We start from the raw sequence: 21,510 nt of genomic DNA, 5'->3' as shown, positions 1-21,510 counted from the left end.
ATGAAAACAAGAGCGGTGAGATTGTATGGAGTGGACGATATCCGGCTGGACACGTTTGAGCTGCCGGAAATCAAGGACGATGAGATTTTGGTAAAGGTCGTTTCGGATTCGATTTGCATGTCGACGTGGAAGACGGTGAAGCAGGGCGAGAAGCACAAGCGCGTGCCAAACGACGTGTTTGACAACCCGATCATTATCGGGCACGAGTTCGCGGGCGACATCGTGAAGGTAGGAAAAAAATGGCAGGACAAGTTCAAGCCGGGACAGAAATTCGCCCAGCAGCCGGCCATTCCGGGCCAGATGGAGTCGCCGGGCTACTCGTACCAGTGGTGCGGGGGCGACACGGAATACTGCATTTTCCCGAATGACATTATCGAGGCGGGCTGCTTGTGGACGTTTGATGGTGACGCGTATTTTGCCAGCTCGGTGGCGGAGCCGGTGTCGTGCTGTATTGGTGGCTACCACACGAACTACCATACGGAGCCGGGCGGCTACAAGCATATCATGGGGACGAAGGAAGGCGGCAACCTCATTATTTTGGGTGGCTGCGGTCCGATGGGTCTGGGCGCGATTTCGTATGGCTTGACGTTTGAAAACAAGCCGAAACGCATCGTCGTAACAGAGGTGAACGACGACCGGATCGCCAGAGCGCGCGAAGTCATTAGCGAGGAAGAGGCGAAGGAACATGGCGTGGAGCTCATTTATGTCAACACGGCGAAAATGGAGGACCAGGTCAAGGAACTGATGGACTTGACGGATGGCAAAGGCTACGACGACGTGTTTGTGTACATCCCGAACAAGGCGGTGTGCGAGATTGGCAACCAGATCATGGCGTACGACGGGTGCATGAACTTGTTCGCGGGGCCGACGGATCCGAAATTCTCGGCGGATGTGAACTTGTATGACTGCCACTACTCGCGCAGCAAGATCATTGGCAGCACGGGGGGAACGATCGACGACATGAAAGAGGCGATCGACAAAAACAGCGCGGGCCTCATCAACTCGGCGGTTATGATCACGCATGTGGGTGGCTTGGATTCGGTCGTGGAGACGACGAAGGATTTGCCAAACGTGCCGGGTGGCAAAAAGCTTGTGTACACGCATATCGACATGCCGATGACGGCGATCGAGGACTTTGGCAAGCTGGGCGAGACCGATCCGTTCTTTAAGGAACTGGACGCGGTGTGCAAGGCGAACAAGGGCTTGTGGTCGGCGCAGGCGGAAAAGATGCTGCTGGAGCATTTCAACGCGGCGTAAACAAAACGAGAATCAAACAAACGGCTTCCGGAAAATCCGGGAGTTTTTGTTTGGAAAAAGAAGAGAAGGGCATACAATGGAGGCAGAGGGAAAGGAGAAATCCGATGTTTTCGATCGCGTTGGATCCGGTTTTGGAAGAACAAGTGAAAGAAGCCGCCAAAGAGAAGGGCATGTGTGTTTCCGAGTATGTGTGTCGACTCATTCAGGAAAAGATGGAGGACGAGTACGACTTGCGTGTATACGAAGAGGCGAAACGGCAATACGAGGCTGATCCGGTTACGTATACGGCCAAAGAGCTTGGTTTGTAGGCAAGAGAAAACCGGCCGTCAGCCGGTTGTGGGAATGGAAATGGTGAGGGTCGCGTACGCCATGTAGAAGAACACGTACAAGCGTCTTGTGGCGAACAGCATGGCGTATGTGGAACCGTACAGGCACCCAAGCCAGAGGGCAATAAACAGCGTGGCAAGAGCGAGGCGGTACGCCCAAACGAGCCGGGAAGGCAATACGAGGCGTGCCGCGCTTTTTTTCCACACGCTGACGAGGCCGAACGTGAACAGGCAGGTCAGAGCTTCCAGCCCGATGGACTGGAAGAAAAGCGTGTGGTCCATTTCAATCGAAGGCAGTGGAAATAAGAGCCACGCGACGGGGAGCGGCGCGAGCGGCATGGCGAGTACGAGCACTTTTTTCCAGGTTTTCATCAATAGGAGTCCCCTTTCTTTTTGGAGCGGAAAACCGCAAACCGGAACAACGGCTTGCGGTCAAGCGGTGTTTTATTGCTGGTTGACAGTTTCGACCCATTTCTTGACTTCGGCGTCGGTGTACGTTGGCGAGAAGGCTTTTCCGCTTTCCCATCCTTTGCGGGCGCCGTCAAACGTGAGCGAATCTTTCGCGTGGTCGAGCGCGTCCTGCGTTCCGATCGTGAACGGAATGAACGTTTTATTTTTGAGGTTGTTCTGGCTCAAAAACACGGATACGGGAGCCGGGGCGGCTGTGATTGACTGGACCGGAAATCCGATGTACACCGTGTCGCATTGGCTCCACTGGTCGGGAACGCTTTGTTCGAGCAAAACGTTGGTCGACTGCAAATCCTCGATTTCGGAAACGGACAGTTCCTCGTCGTTTTCGATTTTCTCGTTCAGGGAGGAGTAGTCTTTCTTTGGCACGATTTGGAATAGCTCCGAATCGGAGTCCTTGGCGATTTGCGTGGCGAGCGCTTCGATCTCGTCGTTGTTCGAATAGTAGACGACGAGGCTTTTGGAAGGCGAAACATTGCCGCACGCGCTCAAGAACACAGCCATGAGTAAAAGCATTCCTAGTTTTTTCATCAGTATCCCACCGTTCCTTCGATCATTTCGTTTGTCGCTTTCTTTTCCGAGGAAAAGAGATCCATATCTTCCATCATATCGGAAACACGATCCGTTTGCTCGCCGACCGGTTCCACTTCAATCGGGCGAGGGGCGCCGCCAAAGAAGCTGAACACGATCATTCCAAGCACGATCGCTCCGATCAAAACGAAGATCCATATGTACTTTTTCATAAGCTCAGCTCCTTTCTGAAAGAATTATTTTATGAAAACAATGAATTTATGCGTTTATTCTAACGCCTTTTATAATTTCAATTTTATTATAAAATATATAAGAAAAAGAAGATAAAGATTTAATTGTAAGAAGCCAAAAATGGCTTTTCTTTCCCCGTTTTTGGCTTTTTTGGGAGGAATGAGGAGATTATTGTTTAGAGAAATTAGAAAAACGTATTGATAGAGTGCTATATATTAAATAAACAAATACATATATATATAATTTTTAGCAAATAAAGCATAAGGAACTGTTGAAAAAAAACAAAAAATCCAAGCACCAATAAAAAAGAGAGATAATCCTATTTGATATGCATAAGCGACAGATTTTGGTAAAAAGAAAGATTTTATTTGCTGTTTCCAAATATCAATAAGTATAAATAACGTTAAAGAAATGAATAAATCACAAAAAAGTGTATGAAAAAAAACACGGTTGTTTGGAGAATAGAGTTGTGAAGAAGGGACTAGCAATAATAGGACAAAAAAGGCTAGAATAGGAATTAAGAATATAATTATTTTTTCATTTTTATCTCCTTTTTAATTTTTAGATAATTTAATAAAGATAAAGTTTAGAATATATTCTAAACTTTATCTTTTTTTGTTTATAATCTATTGGTTGAAATTTTATACAGAAAATTGAATAGTGTCGGTATAGGTGGTTGATCCATGTTTGAGAGTGATTGTATTGGTTACTCCGATCAGATGAGAACTAATCATGCTTACATATTTCCAATTAGCCCCTCCATAATAGGTGCCCCAATTTAGTCCCACAACATTCATTGGACTTGTTGACTGGTCAAGCCATGGATTTCCATCGCATGATCCGCAAGTTCCTAGTACAATACTTTGTCTAAGAATTTGAACCCCAGAATCAAGATTGGAAATATAACCAGATGCGCTTTTTAAAACTCCATATTTGATACCGAAATCACTAACAATCGTATCATAATTTATTGTGGCTCTTGCGACTGCAGAATAGTATAGAACACCTTCCGATAATGTAGCAGATTGTGCCATTCTAGACTGCTCTTCATTAAGAAAATAGTGGGATACAGTAATGGCTTGAGATTGCGATAAATCTTTCTTTCCACTATTTTCTTGAATGGTTTTTATAGTGATTACATCGTAATTTAGCTTTTCGCCAAATGAAACTGCTGATGAATCTGTTTCAATGATTTCATCATTGCTTTTTAATACATATGTTTGCGCATTCTCGATGTTTGAATGGTGAGCTTTGATGGACTGTGGATTACTAAAAGATAGTAAAGACATGCACAAAAGTGATAATAAGATTTTTTTCATGATATTCTCTTTCTAATTAGTTTTGTAGCAAATATAAGCTTTGAAATTTAACAAAGCTACAAAGAGCTCTTTTATAAAGATTGGATGTTATTGACCAAGTTCTTTTCCTCGACTTGATTTTTCAAGCCAACAGAAGTCCTTGGTGTTGTGTTTTAGGCATGGTTTTGGCTGTACATCGACTCCTCCGAACGATAGAAGCAGGACAGCCAAGAGTAAAATACCCTTTTTTAACAGCCTCATAAAGTTTCCCCTTTCTTTTTCCCGGGTTCTAACTGTATTATAGAAATATGAATAAAAATAAACAATATATTAAATTTCGAGAACTAAAAGATGATATTTCTCCTCTCTTTTTTGGCTTTTTTGAAAAGCGGAAGCGAAAAGAGCTGGGATATTCACTGGAAAACGTATCCAAAGACTTGTTTATGTCCAAAGGGAATTTGAGTGAAATGGAAAATGGCATTCGCATGATGAAAAAAGATGTATTTGACCGGTTTTTACATCAATATGACATTCAATTTGACACGGATTTGAATCGGTTTTTCGAAATGAAAGAAATTCTCGCTCAAATCGTGGATTGTTTTTTACGTTTTGATAAAAAGAAACAGGAAAAAGTTCGAGAACGTTTTGAGGCGCTAGAAGGAAGCTGGAAAAACACATACGGTTGCTTTGTCGGGGAACTGATTCAATACTTTATTCAGGTTGTGATGGACCATCAAAAAAGCGATGATTTATTTCGCTCACTGGTTTTGATTGAAAATTGTTTATCCAACGACGAGAAGGCGCTTTTGTATATGATACGGGGAATGGAGGGGAGATGGAATCTACGTCTTGGTAATATGGAGCGGTTCTTTGAAAAAGCGCTGGAATTTGTCGACGAGAAAGAGCTGTTCGGGCTGGAAGCGTTGATTGAGTATTATCAAATTATGGAGTGGATGAGAAGCGGAGCTTCATTTGCGGTATATGAACATTGCGTACAGGTACGTAAAAAGTTTTACGCTTCACACAATTATATTCGGGCGTTGTATCTTGATAATTTGGAAGCGGTAGGAATAATTTCTTTACGAGCCTATAGTAGCGCATATGCCCGCTTTGAAGCCTTGCTTTCCAATATGGAATACGTGGATGATCCGTACTTGCGGTTTTGCGTCGTGCAAAACGAAGTTCTGGTTTTATGTGTGATGGGGGAGTATAGAAAAGCGCTGGATCAAATGAGGAAGGAAAGAGAAACGTTTCAACATGGGCTTTCTAATTTTGTTTACGCGCCTTTGTGTCTATACATGCTGAATGAGCAGGAACGCGCAAAATCAGCTTTGGTGGATATAAAGCCATATGCCAAAACAAAAGAGGAAATCCTGTTGTGTAAAATGATTCACGCAGTCTTTTCACAAGAAATCGAAACGGTTTTAAAAATGGCTTTGGAAGTTCTTAAGGAAGATCAAAGAAAGCGCGAACGGGAATCCGAGGAAATCGTGTACCAGTTCCTAATCCATTTCTGTAAGGAAACGGGTTTGGATGCGAAACGAATGGAAATCCAAGAGGATTACATCGCGTTTTTGACAAGATGTTGAATGGGCTGGCGTTGTATAGGAAAGAGAGAGGAAACTTTGTTGGATCGAAACGGGTTTTCTCTTTTTGGTTGGCGAATGGTTTGGCATAAGGGGGAAAGCTTGCTATGGTGGAAGAAAGAAAAAGAAATCGAGGTGAAAGCCATGTTGACGATGGATGTGGAGAAGTTTCAAACCGAGTGCCTAAAACAAGTCAAACAGACGATCGCGCAAGACCAGGCGGTTAAAATTGCCTGTCCGGAAGGAAACGCGGTGCTGCTGAGCGAGGAAATGTACCGGGGACTGCTGGCGAGTGTGGAAATCACGCAGGAATCGGGCTTGAAAGACAAGATTTTGGCCGCGTTGGAAGACGCTGAATTTTTGGAAGAATCGGAAGTGGAGTGGTAGGCGTGTACACGATTTTCTACGCGAAAGAGGCGGCGAAAGACGCGAAAAAACTGAAAGCGGCGTTTTTGGATCAAAAGGCGAAGGCGCTCATTGATATCCTTCGCGCCAATCCATACCAGCGGCCGCCGGCGTATGAAAAGCTGCAAGGGGATTTGGCGGGTTTGTATTCGCGCCGCATCAACCGCAAGCATCGACTCGTCTACGCTGTGGAGGAAAAAAGCCGTCAAATCAAGATTTTGTCGCTTTGGTCGCACTACGAGCGCGTTCCGGAAGAAGAGAGAAAGGAAGCGGAAACCGCTTGATCGGGTTGGAAAGAAAAAAGCCGGTCGAAGCCGGCTGCCATTTCACAATTCTTCATTCCACGTCCAGGGATTCATGTCGTCGGGCTGGAGCCGTATCGGAAGCTCGGAAACCTTTTGGTACGTTTGAGTTTGGTCGTTTGGATAGCGAAGCGTGATCGTGTCTTTATGAATGGTGGCCTGGATGTTTTTCAGCGGGCCGGTTTTAAACGTGATCGTGTGGCCGACAAGCACATAGCGGCCCTCGGTCGCGCGAAGGGACTTATACTCGTAAAAGATGTACGTGTCCTTTTCGAAAGTGAGAAAGTCCGAATTAGCTTCGGAAGGCTGGAAGGAGCCAATCAAATCAGGCGGATGGGATTTTGACATGCTGAGTCCAAACGCGATCACACCGATCGCCAAGAAAAAAAGCAGCGCGGGTACGCCATGATGGATCATACGTTTCAGCATTTTACTCTCTTCCTTTCTCAATACCTTTTTATTATACTTCCATTTTTATTGAAAATATATAGGAATAATTTTTTTGTTTTTAAAACAGGTTAAAAAAGACGAAAGACGCTTTTTTGTCGCTTATCCAAATAAAAATAGAACAAGCCCCAATCCATAAGAAAGGGACTTTCAGACGGTTTGACATGATGTTTTCCTACCAAATATACGCCGGTTCCACGTTTTGAACGAGACTTTTCCACAACAAATCGGGGGAAACGGTAAATATGGCTTCAGGATGCGTTTCATACGGATAGGGGTCGAACAGCGTGAACGACTCGATTTCGTTCGTATCGGGACTGGTTTGGCATCCAATCACCAAAATCATGTGATTGGCAGAGGACAATTCAGAAAAAACACCTTGGCGGTCGATGGCGCAAAACACAGGATCGTTCGTTTTCAAGTCGTTTTGGATCCGCTCGAAAAAGAGCGCTTTGGCGTTTGGATCGGATTCGTGAATGGCGACCGTTTGCACCCGATAGCCAGGCTCGCCGGTTCCGGGCTGTTCGACACCAAAGGCGTAGCGGTTGACGACGCGCGCCAAATCGACATACTCGGTGCCGGTGACCGGATCGGTACGCATCTCGCTGGCCAGCTCGCTTTGAGAAAGAGAAACGCCATGGAGCGCCAAAACGCTTTGTACGCAGGCCGGGACGCAATAATAGCTATTTTCCTGCATGAATGGCTGGATGGAGATCGTGGAAGTCGCCGGAGCTAAAGACTCGGGTTCAAAAACCGGCTCGGATGGCTCTTCGGATTCAACCGGTTCATTCATCGCGGAAGGGGCGGGTGTTGGCACTTTTGGAGCGGGCGCGCTGGAGCATCCAGCCAGAAGTATCGTGAAACCAAGCCATAAAAGTTTTTTCTTCATAAGATTCTCCTTTTTCATCATTATAAGCCGAACCTGGGAAAAGGGGAATCGTCTTTTGAAAACGGATCAAAGTGGGCGAAAGCTCATTTTTTTTAAGGAAAAGAGCGATGGGGTTGTATAATGAATAGGAACGAAAAAGACAGGAGGAACCTATGCAAATATCGAGCCGATTCACCATCGCCGTCCACATGCTGATTGCTATGGACGTGTTTCAAAACGACAGGAAAGTGACGAGTGATTTTTTATCCCAAAGCATCCACGTCAACCCGGTCGTCATCCGGCGCCTGCTGTCTAAAATGAAAAAGGCGGGCCTGATCGATGTCCAGCGCGGCAGCGGCGGGGCCACGATCGCCAAACCGCTGGATTCCATCACGCTGTACGACGTGTACGAAACCGTCGAATCCGTCGATGAAAACGGCCTGTTCCACTTCCACGAGGATCCGTCCCGGCAATGCCCGGTCGGACGCAACATTCATTTTGTGCTCGACCCCAAGCTGGACGCGGCGCAGACGGCGCTGGAAACCGAATTGAAAAAGACGACGCTGCAAGACGTCGTCGCCGACACGAAACAATGGATCGCCAAAGAGAGCTCACAATCGTGAGTTTTTCTTTTTTTGTTAATGTAACTATTGAAATTACATCTTAGAAGGCGTATATTATCGATGTAATAAGAATATACACATTAAAGGAGGGTTCCCATGACAAAGATTCAAAAAGCGCTCGCGCTCATCGCGACATTCCAAACCGGAGACGCCAAACAGGCATACGATTTGCTCGCGTCTTCGTATATTCAGCACAATCCGTCTTACGCTACCGGGCGTTCGGCTTTTGTGGACAGCGTCAAAGCGCTTGCCAAGGCCCCCGCGCCAACCACGGTGGAAAACATCCGCGCCTTCGAGGATGGGGACAACGTGTTTTTGCATACGGTGTATGACTTTGCCGGCGCCGGCAAGCAAGTCGCCTTTGACGTGTTCCGCTTTGACGAAAACGGAAAGATCGCCGAACACTGGGACGTGATGGCTTCCATTCCATCGCGGTCCGCCAATGCAAACGGAAAATTTTAAACAAAGGAGGCAAGTTCATGAATCAGGAACAACGACTCGACCGGCTGATCGCGATGCGGCTGGCCGAATGCGACGAATCCATCGCGATCCCGGCGTCCCTGCCGGAAAAGAAACGGCTGTTTCGCGCGCTCATGAACGTGCGCCCGCCCTATCCGGTAACGGACGAATTTTTAGCGCTCCAGGACGCCTATCTTCAATACGAGAAGGAAGAGGGCGGCGTCGTGTCCATCGCCGATCTGACACCAGTCGAACCGGGATTGTATGTATGGCGCGGAGACATCACCCGGCTGGCGGTGGACGCGATCGTCAACGCGGCCAACAGCGCGCTGCTCGGCTGCTTCGTTCCGTGCCATGGCTGCATCGACAACGCCATCCATTCGAAGGCGGGCGTACAGCTGCGGCTGACGTGTCAGGCCATCATGGAAAAGCAAGGGCGTCCGGAACCGGCCGGGCAGGCGAAACTCACACCCGGATTCAACTTGCCCGCCCGCTATGTCCTGCACACCGTCGGACCCATCGTGCGCGGAGCGCTGAGCCCTCTTGATCGCGAACAGCTTGCCTCGTGCTATCGCCAATGCCTTGCGCTGGCCGAACGGCAAGGTTTAGGCTCGGTCGCGTTTTGCTCCATCTCGACGGGCGAGTTTCATTTTCCGCCTGACGAGGCGGCCGACATCGCGATCCAGACGGTCAAAGCGTATCAAAGGGAAACGGGAACGAAACTGGAGGTGATTTTCGATGCGTTTACTGCGGAAGACGAAGCGCGCTACCGCCAAAAACTTGGCGCGACTCAAAGCGTGGCTCGATGAGGCGGACACGATCGTGATCGGCGCCGGGTCGGGCCTTTCGACGGCGGCCGGCTTCACGTACGCGGGCACCCGCTTTGAGCAGACGTTTTTTGATTTTATGGCGCGCTACGGGTTGACCGACATGTATTCGGGTGGTTTTTATCCGTTCGCCAGCCCGAACGAGTTTTGGGCGTACTGGTCGCGCTACGTCTACATCAACCGGTATATGGACGCGCCCAAGCCCGTATACGAGGCGTTGTACGAGCTCGTCAAGGACAAAGACTACTTCGTGCTGACGACCAACGTCGACCACTGCTTTCAGAAGGCCGGGTTCGACAGGAACCGTCTGTTTTACACGCAAGGCGACTACGGCTTGTTTCAATGCTCGACACCTTGCCACGACAAGACGTACGATAACGAGAAAACGATGTGGGCGATGGTGCAAGCCCAGGGCTTTGCGATCGACGAGGAAGGCGGTCTTTTTTCAAACGGTCCGGTGTCGATGTCCGTGCCCGACGTTCTCGTTCCGCATTGTCCGGTGTGTGGAAAACCGATGGCGATGAACCTTCGATCCGATTCGACGTTTGTCGAAGACGATGGCTGGCGCGCGGCCGCGAAACGCTATCGACGGTTTTTGGACGCGCACGAGGGGGAAAGGGTGTTGTTTTTGGAGCTCGGGGTCGGCTTCAACACACCGGGCATCATCAAGTACCCGTTTTGGAACCGGGTGCTGGAAAACCCGAACGCCAGGCTGGCGACAATCGACGCTGCTGAGATCCTCGTTCCCGCCTCCATCGAATCGAGAACGCTCGCTTTGCGCGCGGATTTGAACGAAGTCCTTGAATCGTTGTATACTGGAAGCGAATCGAGGAGGGGAATGGATGAGGAAAAAACTGTACATGCTGCGGCACGGACAGACGCGCTTCAATGAGCGGCACCGTATCCAGGGGTGGTGCGACGCGCCGCTAACGGAACAGGGAAAAAGGCAGGCGAAGATCGCGAAACGATACTTCGCGAAAAACGGCATCGCGTTCGACCGGGTCGTCTGCTCGACGAGCGAGCGCTGCTCGGACACGCTCGAACTGGTGACGGATTTGCCGTATACGCGCCACCACGCGCTCAAGGAAATGGATTTTGGCGAATTTGAGGGCCAGCCTGAATGCCTGATGCCGCCGGTCGAGTTGTTTCCAGCGTACTTTGCCCGCTATGGCGGGGAAACGCTGGAGCAGGTGGAAGCGCGCGTCGTGGCCAAAATCAAAGAGGTGATGGAAGAGGAGCACACGTCGGTGCTTTGCGTCACGCATGGCGGGGTCATGCGGATCTTTTACGCGTGGCTGATGGGCGCAAAAATGCGCGACGAGCAGGACTGCGACAACTGCGCGGTGTTCGAATACGACTACGACACGGATACGAAGGCGTTTTCGTTTGTGCAAGCCGTCAACCATGACTTTTCTGGACTGGAGGAAGAAGCATGAGAAAACAAAAATGCGCGTTGTCCCAGGAACAAACGCGGGACATTTTGGCGAAGGGATCGTATGGCGTGCTCGCGTTGAGCGGAAACGACAAGCCGTACGCCGTGCCGATGAATTATGTGCTGGTGGAAGACGCGCTGTATTTGCATGGCGCCATGGAAGGGCTGCGTTACGAGTATATCCTTTTCAACAACGAGGCGTGCTTTTGCGTGGTCGACCACGCGCGCAACCGGCCGGACTTGTTTAGCACCGACTACGCGAGCATCCTTGTCAACGGGCCGATTGAAATCGTGAAAGACGAGCGCGAGAGGAAAAAAGGATTGCTTGCGCTGATTGAACGATTCGCTCCGCAGCGGCTTGAGGAAGGACAGGCGTACGTGGAGCGCGCCTGGAAAGACACGGCGGTGTTCAAACTGACAATCCGGCAATGGAGCGGCAAGGCAAGATGCCGGCCATAAGAAATGAAACGAGTGGAAGGAATCGAATCCTTCCGCTTTTTTGTGAAACAGAAAAATCATCTTTTGTTTGCGTTTTAGGGGGAAATTGTTATAATCGGGATGAAATATTTCAACCCCGTCTTTCGACGGGTCATCCCAAAACGATCTTTCCATGGAAATCCTAAATAGAAAGGAATTTCTTATTCATGTCCAACAAAGACATCACCCAAAAGGCGCTTCTTCGCGTCCCCGATGTGTTCGCCTCTCTTGTGAACCTGCTTTTGTTTCACAACGCGCCCATCATTTCTTCGAATCAGATCCGCTATCTTGACATCCCCAGCCATTTTGTATTCGACGACTCGCTTCATGACTTGTACCGCGACGTTTGCGCCATGATTCTCGACAAACGAGGGAACCCGCTTTTTATCGTCTGCTTTGAAAACCAGATTTGGCGCGACTGGACGATGCCCATACGCGCTTTAGGCTATGGCGACACCCTCTACTTTTGGCAGCGAAGCCAGATCCTTCACAAATCGAAAGCTCCATTCGAAATCCCTCTTTCTCGTTTTATTCCGTGTGTCACATTTGTTCTGCATTATGGCGACGATGCCTGGAACGCCAAATCCCTGGATGATTTGACCCGGCTTGAGAAGACGCCCTTCTTGAAACCCTTCGTTTCCGGTTATACAATGAATTTAGAAAACATCGCGTGGTGGAGCGAGGAGAAGATCTCGTCGATTCGAAGTGATTTTCGGATCATCGCGGACTATTGCGCGCAAATCCGGCGTAGCCGGAAAAAGGATCCGGACCATCCGATGTACGAACCTCCAAAACAATGGAAAATCGAGCATGTGGAGGAAACGCTGATGACGCTGGCGGCTTTTTCCAATGACAGGAAGCTGACCGAGGCGCTGCATGTGTATTTGGAACAATTTGATTTATACGAGCGAAAGAAAGGAGGGATCACGATGCGGAGTGTGATCGACTATATTGAAGAAAAAGCTTATTTGAAATTTGAGAAAAAGGAAAAAGAGTGGAACAAAGAACGAAACTCTATGATTTCCCAATTTGTGATCTCGGCCCAACGGCTTATGGCCAAACAAGGGCTTACCGCCGAACAAGCGTGCGACCTGCTCGGATACGACGGGGAATTACGCGCGATTGTGCTTCCATATCTTGTGAGTTGATCATCCAACTATAAAATGAAGCGTTCAAAGTTTGCTTCTTCCAAAAAACGGGTATGCATTTTGTGAAAGTGGAAGGGATTCGACTCTTCCACTTTCATGCGTTTGAAATAGAAAATCAGTCTTTTTAGAAAGATGCTTCTACTCCCCCCCTTTTTTTTAGCGTGTAACGAGGAGGAAGGTTTTCGTCGCTTCGGAATCGACAAGCGGGATCATCCGCTCGTTTGACGCCAGTGTATACGGGGTGAAGTTGGAAACGAAGCTGGGCAGGCTGGAGTGGCGACGCACGACATTGAGCGCCTGCAAGTCCGTCTGCATCAAAAAGGTGGAGTCGGGCATTTTTTCACGTACCAAAGATTCCCAGCTTCCAATTTGCGTGTTCAGCAGCATCGTTTCCCCGTTCAATGTTTCAAAGTCGATTGTTTGCCGGTTCCAGAAACGATGGCCTTGTTTTACGAGGATGAACAACGTTTCGGTTTCGAACACTTTGCATGAAAAGCGTTTGGTTCGCGGCCAGGCGTCCAAAATGATTTGATCGAAACTACCTTCCTCGAGTCCGCGAAGCAAGGTGTTGCCGTCCGCCATCTTTGCTTCCACGGCGCGGCGCGGATTGGCTTGCCGGATTTGGTTACGCAAGTGTTCCAGCGGCATGGGAGCCAGGGATCCGATTCGAATCGGCGTGTCGGCCAGCTCGTTTTGAAACTGTTCGCATTGTTTGAGCACATCCCGCGCGAACGCGGCCGTCTTTTTTCCGGCTTCGTTGAGGATGATTTGGTTTTTCGTGCGCGAAAACAACGGGACGCCCAGCGCGCGCTCCAGCGCCTGCATCGACCGGGTCAAAGTAGGCTGGGAGACGGCCAGGCTGCGGGCGGCGCGCGACAGCGTTTGATCGCGTTCGACAGCAAGCAACTGCTCCGGTTGTTCCAATGTAAACATGGAAGACCCCTCCTTCTTTTCGCTATTCATGGCGCGCATAGTGGCTTTGTTTATATGCATTGTACAAAATTTTCGGCTTTCTGCACAATAAAAGCAGGAAAAGAGGGATGAAAAATGGAAAAAAGAAAGCTGGGACAAATCGAGGTTTCCGCTATCGGAATGGGATGCATGGGACTGTCGCATGGCTATGGCGTCATTCCGGAACACGAATACAGCGTGGAGGCGATTCGAAAAGCGTTTGCCAATGGCTGTACCTTTTTTGACACCGCCGAAGTGTATGGCCATCAGCAGCGGTATCCGGGGCACAACGAGGAGCTGGTTGGCGAGGCGCTCGAGCCGGTGCGCGGGCAAGTCGTCATCGCCACCAAGATCACGATTACGAACGAGGAACTTGAACAGGAAGGGGACGTGGAAGCGATAATCCGCCGGCATTTGGCCGCTTCCCTGAAACGACTGCGCACCCGTTATGTGGACTTGTATTACTGGCATCGCGTCAACCGCCATGTGCCGGTTGAAAAAGTAGCCGCGGTGATGAAGAAGCTTATCGACGAAGGTTTGATTCGTGGCTGGGGATTGTCGCAAGTCGAGGTGGATACGATTGAGCGTGCCCATCGCGTTTGTCCGCTGAGCGCCGTGCAAAACCTGTACAACATGCTGGAGCGCGATTGCGAAAAAAGAGTCATTCCGTATTGTCTGGCGCACGGGATCGGGCTCGTGCCGTTTTCACCGGTCGCCAGCGGGTATCTTTCAGGAAAGGTACAATCGGAATCGCAGTTCGAAACGGTGGACGACGTGCGCAGCTGGGTTCCGCAAATGCGTCAGGAAAATCTGGACGGTAACCGGCCGGTGCTCGCGCTGATCGAGGCGCTTGCCGCGAAAAAGGACGCGACGCCGGCGCAAATTTCAATGGCGTGGATGCTGAAAAAAGCCCCTCACATCGTGCCAATCCCGGGATCGAAAAATCAGGAACGAATTTTGGAAAATCTGGGCGCGGCCGATGTGGCGTTGACGGACGAGGAGTTCGAGACGCTCGATGCCGCGTTAGACACCCTCGATGTGCATGGGCATCGAGGAATCGTCGAGTTCATGGAATAAGAGAAAAGGAACGATCGAAGGAGAAGGATCGTTCCTTTTTTGGTTAACGGGCGAAGTGGATCTTTCCACCCACCGAGGAAATTTTCAGCATATGGTCGGGATGGCTGCCGGGCTGTTTCAGCTTGGTGCCCGGCACGCCGGAATAAACGAACCCCGTGTCGGAAACGATTTTCGCGCACACGGTTTCGGCCTTGATCGTGGCGTCCGTTTCCATATCGAGAGAGAGCTTGCCGTTGACCGTGTCGATTTTTCCTTCCGTCACCGCGCAGGCTTTGAGAGCGAGATCACCATTGACGGTGTCGATTTTGACGCGTCCAAGATTGGCGTTGGCGAAACGGATGTCGCCGTTGACGGCGGAGGCGCGGGTCGTGCCAAACGACGATTCGCCAATCGTGAAGTCGCCGTTGACGGTTTCAAACGCGGCCCGGTTTGCCAGCATGTGGTGAAGGTGGGCGTTGGCGTTGACGGTGTGGACTTCCAGCGTTTCGAGCACGCACTTGTCGGGCAGCACGATCTCCAGGGCGATATTTGGATATTTGCGGTTGAACAAGCCGAGTTTTGCTTGCGGTTTGGCCGAAACGACAAGTTTTGTTTCTTCAAACCGGATGTTGATGGCGTTTTCCCCTTCGGTGCAGACGATGCCCGGATTCTCTGAGCACGAAAGCTTGAGCGATCCGTTTGGAATCGAGACGAGTACGCTTTCCAGCGTTTCAAAGCCGGTGCTGGCCGCGGCTTTGTCTGGATTTGGAATCGGAGGCGTTTTGGTTTCTTTCGGTTCTTCGCCTTCGAAGTAGGCGGCCACTTCCTCGATTGGGCCAAGCGAAGCGAGATAGTCTTCCTCGGACAGGCCGGAGTCTTTGGCGGCTTCCTGCAAATAGGCGATCATGTCCTTGACCTCTTTTGCGCTGTGGCGAAGAAGCAGACGGGATTTGAGTTGTTCGTAATAGTCGTTACGCATGGGTTTCTCCTTTCGGCTGGACGATTTTGTCGATGCCGTCGACGTAGAGCTGCCAGTCCTGGCGCATGGCGGCCAGCTCGTTTCGGCCGGCTTCGGTCAGGGCGTAGTATTTGCGGCGGCGGTTGCGAATGATTTTTTCATAGCTGTCGATTTGGTTTTCGTTTTGAAGTTTTTTTAAAATCGGATACAGCACAGGTTCTTTAATAGCTTGAATGGTTTTGATCGTCTGGCAAATTTCATAGCCGTACGAATCCTCGTTTTCCAGCGAGGCGAGGATCAAAAACTCAAGCAAAGGCGCGGGAAGCGGAAAGCGCATATCCAGTCGCCTCCTTTCTTTGATGATCCTAGTATAACGCATGATATATATAAAATCTATATATAAACGAAAAATATATAGAAATTTTTAAAAATGTCAAAAAGATTCGTTTTACGGCAGGAGAAGACTATAATGAAAAGAAGGAGGAACAGACGTATGTTAAAAATAGGAATGCTCACAAGTGGCGGCGACTGCCAGGCGCTCAACGCCACTATGCGCGCCATCTACAAGTCTGTGCGCCACGCGGCCGACGAGCCGGTGGAATTTTATGGATTCGAGGATGGATACAAAGGATTGATGTATGGGAAATACCGGATCTTGCAGCAGTCGGATTTTAATGGAATCCTGACGATTGGCGGGACGATTTTAGGAACGAGCCGCGTACCGTTCAAAAAGATTCGCAAACCGGATGAAAACGGCATTGACAAAGTCAAAGCGATGAAGCACACGTACAAGCAGCTCGATTTGGATTGCCTTGTCGTGCTGGGCGGCAACGGCTCGATCAAGACGGCCAACTTGTTGTCGGAAGAAGGACTCAACGTGGTGGCGATGCCGAAAACGATCGACAACGACTTGTGGGGAACGGACATGACGTTCGGATTCCAGTCGGCGGTCGATATCGCGACGCGCGCCATTGACGAGATCCACACGACGGCCAGCAGCCACGGCCGCGTGTTTATCGTGGAGATCATGGGGCACAAAACCGGCTGGCTGCCGTTGAACGCGGGCATCGCGGGCGGCGCGGATATCATTTTGCTGCCGGAAATCCCGTACGATTTGGATAAGATCATCGACGTCATCGAAAACAAAAAAACGACGAACTTAAATGGCGGCCGGTTTATGATTTTGGCGGTCGCGGAAGGCGCGATCTCGAAAGAGGACGCCAAGCTGACGAAAAAAGAATACAAGGAAAAACTGAAAAACTCCCCGTATCCTTCGGTTTCCTACGAGCTGGCGGCTCAAATCGAAGAGCGAACCGGTCGGGAAGTGCGGGTCACAGTGCCTGGCCATACGCAGCGTGGCGGCGCGCCGGACGCTTACGACCGGGTGTTTGCCAGCCGTGTTGGCGCGGCGGGCGGCCGGATGATCGTCAAAGGCGAATACGGCTACATGGTCGCCTATAAAAACCGGGAAATGGTGAAAGTGCCATTGAAGGAAGCGGCCGGAAAGCTAAAGCTCGTGGATCCAAACTCCAGCATCATTGGCGAGGCGAAATTAATTGGCATTAGCTTTGGTGACTAGCGAAAAGCTCGAGAAATCGGGCTTTTTTATTTTCTGGTTCAGAAATATGTTAAAATCATTGAAAAGACAAGGGGTTGGAATGATGGAAACACAAAACATAGAATGGAAAGAAAAATGGCACGATAAATATTTGGAGTGGATTTGCGGCTTCGCGAATGCGGAGGGCGGCAGGCTGGTGATTGGCCGCGACGATGCGGGAAACGTGGTTGGCGTACGCGACGTGAAAAAGCTGCTGGAGGACATTCCAAACAAAGTACGGGATGCGATGGGGATCCTCGTTGATGTCAATGTGTATGAAGAAAACGGATTGGAATATATTGAAATCGTCGTTCCGCCTTATCCGGTCGGGATTTCGTGCAAAGGCATCTACTACATTCGAAGCGGAAGCACGAAGCAGGTGTTGACTGGCCCAGCTCTGGAAGCATTTCTTTTGCGAAAGCGAGGCATCACTTGGGACAACATGGCGTTTCCGGTGTTCACGATGGACGATGTCGACGACGAGGCGATTGCCTGTTTCAAGGAACTCGCTTCCAAAAGCGGCCGGATCGAGCCAAAACTTTTGGATGAGCCGAAAGCGGTTTTGCTGGAAAAGCTCCATTTGACTCATGGCAGCTATTTGACAAACGCTGCGATGCTTTTGTTCGCCAAAAAGCCCGAACAATGGATGGCGGGTGCGTATGTGAAAATCGGCTATTTCGAAACGGACGCGGACTTGCTGTATCAGGACGAGGTGCACGGCCCGCTGATCACGATTGTCGACCGGATCATGGAGCTCGTCTATCTCAAGTACATGCGGGCGAAAATCACGTATGAAGGCATACAGCGCATCGAACGGTATTTTGTACCGAAAGAAGCGCTGCGAGAAGCGTTGTTAAACGCGATTGTCCATAAACAATATCAGTCATGCATCCCGATTCAGGTCAGCGTGTACGAGGACCGGGTGTATATCGCCAACGTAGGTTGTCTTCCGGAACATTGGACAATGGATGATTTGTTGGGAAAACACGCTTCCAGGCCATATAACCCGAAACTTGCGAATGTATTTCATATTGCCGGATTTATTGAAAGCTGGGGACGCGGCGTGGAAAAAATCCAGTTGGCATGCGCTCAAAACGAAGCGCCGGCCCCTAAATATTTTGTGAAGCCGCAGGATATTATGATTGAATTTACCGCATCGGAGGAGCAAGTGGTGCGGAAGCCAATCAATCGAATGGAATTGCCAAAGTCTCTAAGTAAAACACAACAAGCTATACTGGATTTATTAATAGAAGATCCGGGATATACAAGAGAAGTGTTAAGGGAAAAATTGAATATGACGGATAGGACGATTGCACGACACGTAAAACAACTGCGAGAAAAAGGAATCATCCATCGTGTGGGCAGTAAGAAAAATGGATATTGGGAAATTCATATGGATAAAATTTAGAAACGGCCCGGATCATGATAAGGTGAACGAAAATGTCACAATAAATGTCACAATAAATGTCACAATAAATGTCTTTTTAATTTGGGAAAGGAATCAGAATGAATAATCCATTTGTATTGAATCAGCTATTGCATCTAATGAACGAAAATTATCAAAAAGACGCGAATTATATGATTGCGAAAACGATGCTCAATCACTTTGATGAGCTTCCGGCGATGACAATTCAGGACGTGGCAGATATATGCTTTGTATCCTGTGCCTCTATCTCCCGTTTTGTACGTCTTTTAGGGTATTCGGGATTTACAGAGTTTAAAAGGTCTTGCGAAAAATCGCTTGGCATTGAAACCGATTATTCTTTGGAAGTGAAACGGGCGAAAAAAGAGGACTTGCTACCGATTTATTCCCGTTTTACCGAGCAATCCATTCAAAATATCCAAAACGCGTTCGAGACGGTGGACGTTGAGCAGATGGACCGGATTTGCACGTGGATGAAAGAGGCGGACCGGATCGCGGTGTTCGGCCTTGAGTTTGCAAGCGTCATTGGCTTGCACATTCAATCGCGCATGGCACGAATGGGGAAAATCGTCGAAACGAGCCTCGATTTGCAGGAGCAGATGGAAGTGGCCCTCTATCTTGGCAATCAGTCTGTCGCGCTACTTGTGACGATGGAAGGTGGCTTTTTATGCCTTGAATTGTCAAATTAAGTGCAACGTTTCCGAATAATACACTTCATATGGTGTTTTGTAGCCTAAACATTTTCTAGGCCGTTTGTTCAGTTCATCTACTTTTTCTTGGATGTACTCTTCTGGTATATCGGTGAGATCTTTTCCTTTCGGAAAGTATTCTCTCAAAAGACCATTTGTATTTTCGTTTGTTCCTCTATCCCATGGATGTCGTGGAAGCGGAAAATAAAATTGGACTTGATTCAGTTCTTCCGTTATATCCGGATGCGCAGTAAACTCTTTTCCTCGATCCGGGGTAATCGTGCAGAGTGGCTCCTCTTTTAGAAGTTGAATGGTCGCTTCTTTTACCAGGTCGCTTTTCTTCTTGGCTATCTTCATGCATTTTAGAAATCTGCTCTTTCTATCAACATATGTCACAAGACAGGCTTTTCCGGTCGCTCCAGCTACTGTATCTCCCTCCCAATCGCCAAGTCGTGAGCGATTATTGGCTTCTTCAGGACGATCTTTTAATTCATTGCTGATCTGGATCTTTCCTCGTTTTTCGATATAGTCCTTCGTATGCCTTGATTTTCCTCTATGTCTTAGCTTTCGAATAGCTCCTCGATTGCCATGAGAGAGATTCTTTTCATCAAACAAGCCGGCATAGATCGCTCTATAGATCGTATTATGACTGATTGACCAATCCGCTTTTTCGTACTCTAATCTTCAGCGATTTCTTCAGGGGACCATTGATGATCCAAGAAGCAGTTACGTACCCATTCATAGCGAACAGGGTCATTCAATATTTTCTTTCTTCCACAATGTGTTCGTCTTTTCGAATACTCTGATTGGGCCATCGAAGGACTGTATTTGCCTTGGGAAGCATTCCTTTTCAATTCTCTGGAAATCGTTGATTTATTTCGGTGGAGTATTTTCGCAATCTTACAGATTGAGAAGCCTAAGAATGAATATTTTAGTATCTCTTCTCGCTCTTCTATAGTAAGATGAGTGTAGTGGTTCATAGATATGCCCTCCTGATTCATTTGGTTTGGTCACCATTAGTGTATCATGGGTGCTTCTATGTTCCACTTTTTTTAGTGTTGCACTTAAAGTGTAAATTCAAGGCCGAAAAAAAGATGCCCGAAGGCATCGGCTCCAAGCATAAAAAAAAGGACTTAGCAACGTCCTATTTTCGCAGGCGCGAAGCCAACTATCGTCGGCGCAGAAGAGCTTGACTTCTGTGTTCGGTACGAGAACAGGTATTTCCTCTTCGCTATCATCACTAAATCCTCTATTAATTTACACGAAGAGAAGACAAAACGCAAGCTTTTTTTGAAGAAATTTTTTTTCGCTTGAGAAACCGTTAAAGATGAAAAGAAAAGGCGACATAAAGAGAGGAAAAATGAAATGTACTATAATCATTAATACAATATAATCGTGAAACTAAACGTTGACATCTTGTTTCAAAAGAGAGTATTATAATTGTACTAAATTACAGAAGATTTTGAAAGTTATATATACTTATAAGAAAGGGTATCTATGACAAAAATGGGAAACAGGAAAGTAAAAGAAAGCAAGACGAGAGGACCAAAGCGATGAGGACGCGGAAACAGGGGGTCGAGGTTTCCATGCCGTCACTTGCGCTTTTAATCCAGGAGAGGGATCGGGTTCGCCACAATCAAAAATACAAAGCGACTTTACGCAGCACGATTGCCGTGCTCATCGTTGTCGCCGCTTTCGCGGTCCTGGCCGCGACAATGTGGATGCCGGTCCTTCAAATTTACGGCAACAGCATGACACCCACCCTTAACGAAGGGGAAATCGTTTTGTCGCTCAAGGGAAGCGGCTTCAAAACAGGAGATGTTATTGCGTTCTACTATAACAACAAAGTTTTAGTAAAAAGGGTTATCGCCGGCCCGGGCGACTGGGTGTACATCGAAGACGATGGCACCGTGTACGTCAACGGGGAGGAATTGCAGGAACCATATTTGCAGGAAAAAGCGCTCGGCGAAACGGACATCGAGTATCCATACCAGGTACCCGAAGACCGCTGGTTCGTCATGGGCGACCACCGCAGCGTTTCCATGGATTCAAGAAAGAAGTCGATTGGACCGATCGCCGAAGAGCAAATCATCGGCAAGCTGACGATGAAGCTTTGGCCGCTCACGTCCATCGGCGGCGTATAAACCACAA

At 48.6% G+C, this 21,510-nt stretch carries 26 protein-coding genes, 1 rRNA gene and 1 pseudogene; 17 read left to right on the top strand and 11 right to left on the bottom strand.

From position 1 onward, the window contains the following. A complete protein-coding gene (locus tag E5336_RS00820) occupies nt 1–1,257 on the top strand; it encodes a zinc-binding dehydrogenase (RefSeq protein WP_135979188.1) in 1,257 nt (418 codons plus the stop codon). Nucleotides 1,258–1,361: 104 nt separating this feature from the next. After that, nucleotides 1,362–1,565, top strand: coding sequence for a type II toxin-antitoxin system RelB family antitoxin (relB, locus tag E5336_RS00815; RefSeq protein ID WP_135979187.1), 204 nt, complete (start codon nt 1,362–1,364; stop codon nt 1,563–1,565). Nucleotides 1,566–1,583: 18 nt separating this feature from the next. Here the strand turns inward: relB and E5336_RS00810 are convergent, their stop codons facing one another. From E5336_RS00810 to E5336_RS00795, 4 genes are all read right to left on the bottom strand, one after another. Beyond that, nucleotides 1,584–1,955: a hypothetical protein gene (locus E5336_RS00810; RefSeq protein ID WP_135979186.1), complete on the bottom strand. Its 372-nt coding sequence runs from the start codon at nt 1,953–1,955 to the stop codon at nt 1,584–1,586. A 72-nt stretch (nt 1,956–2,027) separates the two neighbouring features. After that, on the bottom strand, nt 2,028–2,582 hold the full coding sequence (locus E5336_RS00805) for a flavodoxin (protein ID WP_135979185.1): 555 nt from the start codon (nt 2,580–2,582) through the stop codon (nt 2,028–2,030). Beyond that, on the bottom strand, nt 2,582–2,794 hold the full coding sequence (locus E5336_RS00800) for a hypothetical protein (RefSeq protein WP_135979184.1): 213 nt from the start codon (nt 2,792–2,794) through the stop codon (nt 2,582–2,584). Before E5336_RS00800 ends, E5336_RS00805 begins: the two co-directional genes overlap by 1 nt. A 660-nt stretch (nt 2,795–3,454) precedes the next feature. Next, nucleotides 3,455–4,132: a hypothetical protein gene (locus E5336_RS00795; protein WP_135979183.1), complete on the bottom strand. Its 678-nt coding sequence runs from the start codon at nt 4,130–4,132 to the stop codon at nt 3,455–3,457. Nucleotides 4,133–5,055: 923 nt separating this feature from the next. Here E5336_RS00795 and E5336_RS00790 point away from each other — a divergent pair. From E5336_RS00790 to E5336_RS00780, 3 genes are all read left to right on the top strand, one after another. Further along, the gene (locus E5336_RS00790; protein ID WP_135979182.1) at nt 5,056–5,700 is read left to right on the top strand and encodes a hypothetical protein; all 645 of its coding nucleotides are present in this window, start codon (nt 5,056–5,058) and stop codon (nt 5,698–5,700) included. A 99-nt stretch (nt 5,701–5,799) separates the two neighbouring features. After that, nucleotides 5,800–6,084, top strand: a complete 285-nt coding sequence (locus E5336_RS00785; RefSeq protein ID WP_135979181.1) for a hypothetical protein — start codon at nt 5,800–5,802, stop codon at nt 6,082–6,084. 2 nt (nt 6,085–6,086) lie between these two features. After that, a complete protein-coding gene (locus E5336_RS00780) occupies nt 6,087–6,386 on the top strand; it encodes a Txe/YoeB family addiction module toxin (RefSeq protein ID WP_135979180.1) in 300 nt (99 codons plus the stop codon). A gap of 42 nt (nt 6,387–6,428) precedes the next feature. On the opposite strand, the gene E5336_RS00775 is transcribed toward E5336_RS00780, so the two are convergent. After that, on the bottom strand, nt 6,429–6,833 hold the full coding sequence (locus E5336_RS00775; RefSeq protein ID WP_135979179.1) for a hypothetical protein: 405 nt from the start codon (nt 6,831–6,833) through the stop codon (nt 6,429–6,431). 193 nt (nt 6,834–7,026) lie between these two features. Beyond that, a complete protein-coding gene (locus E5336_RS00770) occupies nt 7,027–7,740 on the bottom strand; it encodes a C39 family peptidase (protein ID WP_168353491.1) in 714 nt (237 codons plus the stop codon). A 152-nt stretch (nt 7,741–7,892) separates the two neighbouring features. On the opposite strand from E5336_RS00770, the gene E5336_RS00765 reads away from it, so the two are divergent. From E5336_RS00765 to E5336_RS00735, 7 genes are all read left to right on the top strand, one after another. After that, entirely contained in the window at nt 7,893–8,342 is a 450-nt protein-coding gene (locus E5336_RS00765) for an Rrf2 family transcriptional regulator (RefSeq protein WP_135979177.1), read from the top strand. 96 nt (nt 8,343–8,438) lie between these two features. Next, on the top strand, nt 8,439–8,804 hold the full coding sequence (locus tag E5336_RS00760; RefSeq protein ID WP_135979176.1) for a nuclear transport factor 2 family protein: 366 nt from the start codon (nt 8,439–8,441) through the stop codon (nt 8,802–8,804). 17 nt (nt 8,805–8,821) lie between these two features. Continuing rightward, complete coding sequence (locus E5336_RS00755; RefSeq protein ID WP_135979175.1) at nt 8,822–9,610, top strand: protein-ADP-ribose hydrolase; 789 nt, start codon at nt 8,822–8,824, stop codon at nt 9,608–9,610. Next, nucleotides 9,540–10,520: an SIR2 family NAD-dependent protein deacylase gene (locus tag E5336_RS00750; RefSeq protein ID WP_277820717.1), complete on the top strand. Its 981-nt coding sequence runs from the start codon at nt 9,540–9,542 to the stop codon at nt 10,518–10,520. Before E5336_RS00755 ends, E5336_RS00750 begins: the two co-directional genes overlap by 71 nt. Beyond that, on the top strand, nt 10,471–11,064 hold the full coding sequence (locus E5336_RS00745; RefSeq protein WP_135979174.1) for a histidine phosphatase family protein: 594 nt from the start codon (nt 10,471–10,473) through the stop codon (nt 11,062–11,064). Before E5336_RS00750 ends, E5336_RS00745 begins: the two co-directional genes overlap by 50 nt. Next, entirely contained in the window at nt 11,061–11,519 is a 459-nt protein-coding gene (locus tag E5336_RS00740; RefSeq protein WP_135979173.1) for a pyridoxamine 5'-phosphate oxidase family protein, read from the top strand. The genes E5336_RS00745 and E5336_RS00740 overlap by 4 nt, the downstream gene beginning before the upstream one ends. 185 nt (nt 11,520–11,704) lie before the next feature. Continuing rightward, nucleotides 11,705–12,685, top strand: a complete 981-nt coding sequence (locus E5336_RS00735) for a hypothetical protein (protein WP_135979172.1) — start codon at nt 11,705–11,707, stop codon at nt 12,683–12,685. 156 nt (nt 12,686–12,841) lie between these two features. Here E5336_RS00735 and E5336_RS00730 read toward each other — a convergent pair whose 3' ends face one another. Next, on the bottom strand, nt 12,842–13,618 hold the full coding sequence (locus tag E5336_RS00730) for a LysR family transcriptional regulator (protein WP_168353490.1): 777 nt from the start codon (nt 13,616–13,618) through the stop codon (nt 12,842–12,844). Nucleotides 13,619–13,732: 114 nt separating this feature from the next. On the opposite strand from E5336_RS00730, the gene E5336_RS00725 reads away from it, so the two are divergent. Then, nucleotides 13,733–14,713 (top strand): aldo/keto reductase, encoded by a 981-nt coding sequence (locus tag E5336_RS00725; protein ID WP_135979170.1) that lies wholly within the window; start codon nt 13,733–13,735, stop codon nt 14,711–14,713. A 43-nt stretch (nt 14,714–14,756) separates the two neighbouring features. Here E5336_RS00725 and E5336_RS00720 read toward each other — a convergent pair whose 3' ends face one another. After that, a complete protein-coding gene (locus tag E5336_RS00720; protein ID WP_135979169.1) occupies nt 14,757–15,671 on the bottom strand; it encodes a DUF4097 family beta strand repeat-containing protein in 915 nt (304 codons plus the stop codon). Then, on the bottom strand, nt 15,664–15,987 hold the full coding sequence (locus E5336_RS00715; RefSeq protein ID WP_135979168.1) for a PadR family transcriptional regulator: 324 nt from the start codon (nt 15,985–15,987) through the stop codon (nt 15,664–15,666). Before E5336_RS00715 ends, E5336_RS00720 begins: the two co-directional genes overlap by 8 nt. A 156-nt stretch (nt 15,988–16,143) precedes the next feature. Between E5336_RS00715 and E5336_RS00710 the strand changes: the two genes are divergently transcribed. The 3 genes from E5336_RS00710 to E5336_RS00700 all read left to right on the top strand — a co-directional run bounded on the left by E5336_RS00710 (nt 16,144) and on the right by E5336_RS00700 (nt 19,359). Continuing rightward, nucleotides 16,144–17,229: a 6-phosphofructokinase gene (locus tag E5336_RS00710; RefSeq protein ID WP_277820716.1), complete on the top strand. Its 1,086-nt coding sequence runs from the start codon at nt 16,144–16,146 to the stop codon at nt 17,227–17,229. Nucleotides 17,230–17,308: 79 nt separating this feature from the next. Further along, complete coding sequence (locus E5336_RS00705; protein WP_135979167.1) at nt 17,309–18,655, top strand: ATP-binding protein; 1,347 nt, start codon at nt 17,309–17,311, stop codon at nt 18,653–18,655. Nucleotides 18,656–18,792: 137 nt separating this feature from the next. Further along, nucleotides 18,793–19,359: a MurR/RpiR family transcriptional regulator gene (locus tag E5336_RS00700; RefSeq protein WP_168353489.1), complete on the top strand. Its 567-nt coding sequence runs from the start codon at nt 18,793–18,795 to the stop codon at nt 19,357–19,359. On the opposite strand, the pseudogene E5336_RS00695 reads toward E5336_RS00700, so the two are convergent. Both E5336_RS00695 and rrf read right to left on the bottom strand, forming a co-directional pair. After that, a pseudogene (locus tag E5336_RS00695) lies at nt 19,351–20,339 on the bottom strand (IS30 family transposase). The gene E5336_RS00700 and the pseudogene E5336_RS00695 overlap by 9 nt on opposite strands. A gap of 151 nt (nt 20,340–20,490) precedes the next feature. Further along, a 5S ribosomal RNA gene (rrf, locus tag E5336_RS00690) occupies nt 20,491–20,604 on the bottom strand. 308 nt (nt 20,605–20,912) lie between these two features. Between rrf and lepB the strand changes: the two genes are divergently transcribed. Then, nucleotides 20,913–21,503, top strand: a complete 591-nt coding sequence (gene lepB, locus E5336_RS00685) for a signal peptidase I (RefSeq protein WP_135979165.1) — start codon at nt 20,913–20,915, stop codon at nt 21,501–21,503. Nucleotides 21,504–21,510 lie beyond the last annotated feature (7 nt).

This window comes from Dubosiella muris (genome assembly GCF_004793885.1).
Lineage (GTDB): Bacteria > Bacillota_I > Bacilli_A > Erysipelotrichales > Erysipelotrichaceae > Dubosiella > Dubosiella muris.
The sequence above is the reverse complement of the archived record's forward strand: the minus strand, read 5'-3'. Positions and strand labels throughout refer to the sequence as shown.

Bases quoted from the DNA above. Each gene is read 5' to 3' on its own strand.
- E5336_RS00765 (WP_135979177.1), top strand. From the start codon at position 7,893: ATGCAAATATCGAGCCGATTCACCATCGCCGTCCACATGCTGATTGCT.
- E5336_RS00715 (WP_135979168.1), bottom strand. From the start codon at position 15,987: ATGCGCTTTCCGCTTCCCGCGCCTTTGCTTGAGTTTTTGATCCTCGCC.
- E5336_RS00720 (WP_135979169.1), bottom strand. From the start codon at position 15,671: ATGCGTAACGACTATTACGAACAACTCAAATCCCGTCTGCTTCTTCGC.
- E5336_RS00735 (WP_135979172.1), top strand. From the start codon at position 11,705: ATGTCCAACAAAGACATCACCCAAAAGGCGCTTCTTCGCGTCCCCGAT.
- E5336_RS00730 (WP_168353490.1), bottom strand. From the start codon at position 13,618: ATGTTTACATTGGAACAACCGGAGCAGTTGCTTGCTGTCGAACGCGAT.
- E5336_RS00775 (WP_135979179.1), bottom strand. From the start codon at position 6,833: ATGCTGAAACGTATGATCCATCATGGCGTACCCGCGCTGCTTTTTTTC.
- lepB (WP_135979165.1), top strand. From the start codon at position 20,913: ATGAGGACGCGGAAACAGGGGGTCGAGGTTTCCATGCCGTCACTTGCG.
- E5336_RS00820 (WP_135979188.1), top strand. From the start codon at position 1: ATGAAAACAAGAGCGGTGAGATTGTATGGAGTGGACGATATCCGGCTG.
- E5336_RS00750 (WP_277820717.1), top strand. From the start codon at position 9,540: ATGCGTTTACTGCGGAAGACGAAGCGCGCTACCGCCAAAAACTTGGCG.
- E5336_RS00755 (WP_135979175.1), top strand. From the start codon at position 8,822: ATGAATCAGGAACAACGACTCGACCGGCTGATCGCGATGCGGCTGGCC.
- E5336_RS00740 (WP_135979173.1), top strand. From the start codon at position 11,061: ATGAGAAAACAAAAATGCGCGTTGTCCCAGGAACAAACGCGGGACATT.
- E5336_RS00700 (WP_168353489.1), top strand. From the start codon at position 18,793: ATGAACGAAAATTATCAAAAAGACGCGAATTATATGATTGCGAAAACG.
- E5336_RS00810 (WP_135979186.1), bottom strand. From the start codon at position 1,955: ATGAAAACCTGGAAAAAAGTGCTCGTACTCGCCATGCCGCTCGCGCCG.
- E5336_RS00725 (WP_135979170.1), top strand. From the start codon at position 13,733: ATGGAAAAAAGAAAGCTGGGACAAATCGAGGTTTCCGCTATCGGAATG.
- E5336_RS00805 (WP_135979185.1), bottom strand. From the start codon at position 2,582: ATGAAAAAACTAGGAATGCTTTTACTCATGGCTGTGTTCTTGAGCGCG.
- E5336_RS00745 (WP_135979174.1), top strand. From the start codon at position 10,471: ATGAGGAAAAAACTGTACATGCTGCGGCACGGACAGACGCGCTTCAAT.
- E5336_RS00800 (WP_135979184.1), bottom strand. From the start codon at position 2,794: ATGAAAAAGTACATATGGATCTTCGTTTTGATCGGAGCGATCGTGCTT.
- E5336_RS00760 (WP_135979176.1), top strand. From the start codon at position 8,439: ATGACAAAGATTCAAAAAGCGCTCGCGCTCATCGCGACATTCCAAACC.
- E5336_RS00795 (WP_135979183.1), bottom strand. From the start codon at position 4,132: ATGAAAAAAATCTTATTATCACTTTTGTGCATGTCTTTACTATCTTTT.
- E5336_RS00790 (WP_135979182.1), top strand. From the start codon at position 5,056: ATGGAGTGGATGAGAAGCGGAGCTTCATTTGCGGTATATGAACATTGC.
- E5336_RS00710 (WP_277820716.1), top strand. From the start codon at position 16,144: ATGTTAAAAATAGGAATGCTCACAAGTGGCGGCGACTGCCAGGCGCTC.
- relB (WP_135979187.1), top strand. From the start codon at position 1,362: ATGTTTTCGATCGCGTTGGATCCGGTTTTGGAAGAACAAGTGAAAGAA.
- E5336_RS00705 (WP_135979167.1), top strand. From the start codon at position 17,309: ATGATGGAAACACAAAACATAGAATGGAAAGAAAAATGGCACGATAAA.
- E5336_RS00770 (WP_168353491.1), bottom strand. From the start codon at position 7,740: ATGAAGAAAAAACTTTTATGGCTTGGTTTCACGATACTTCTGGCTGGA.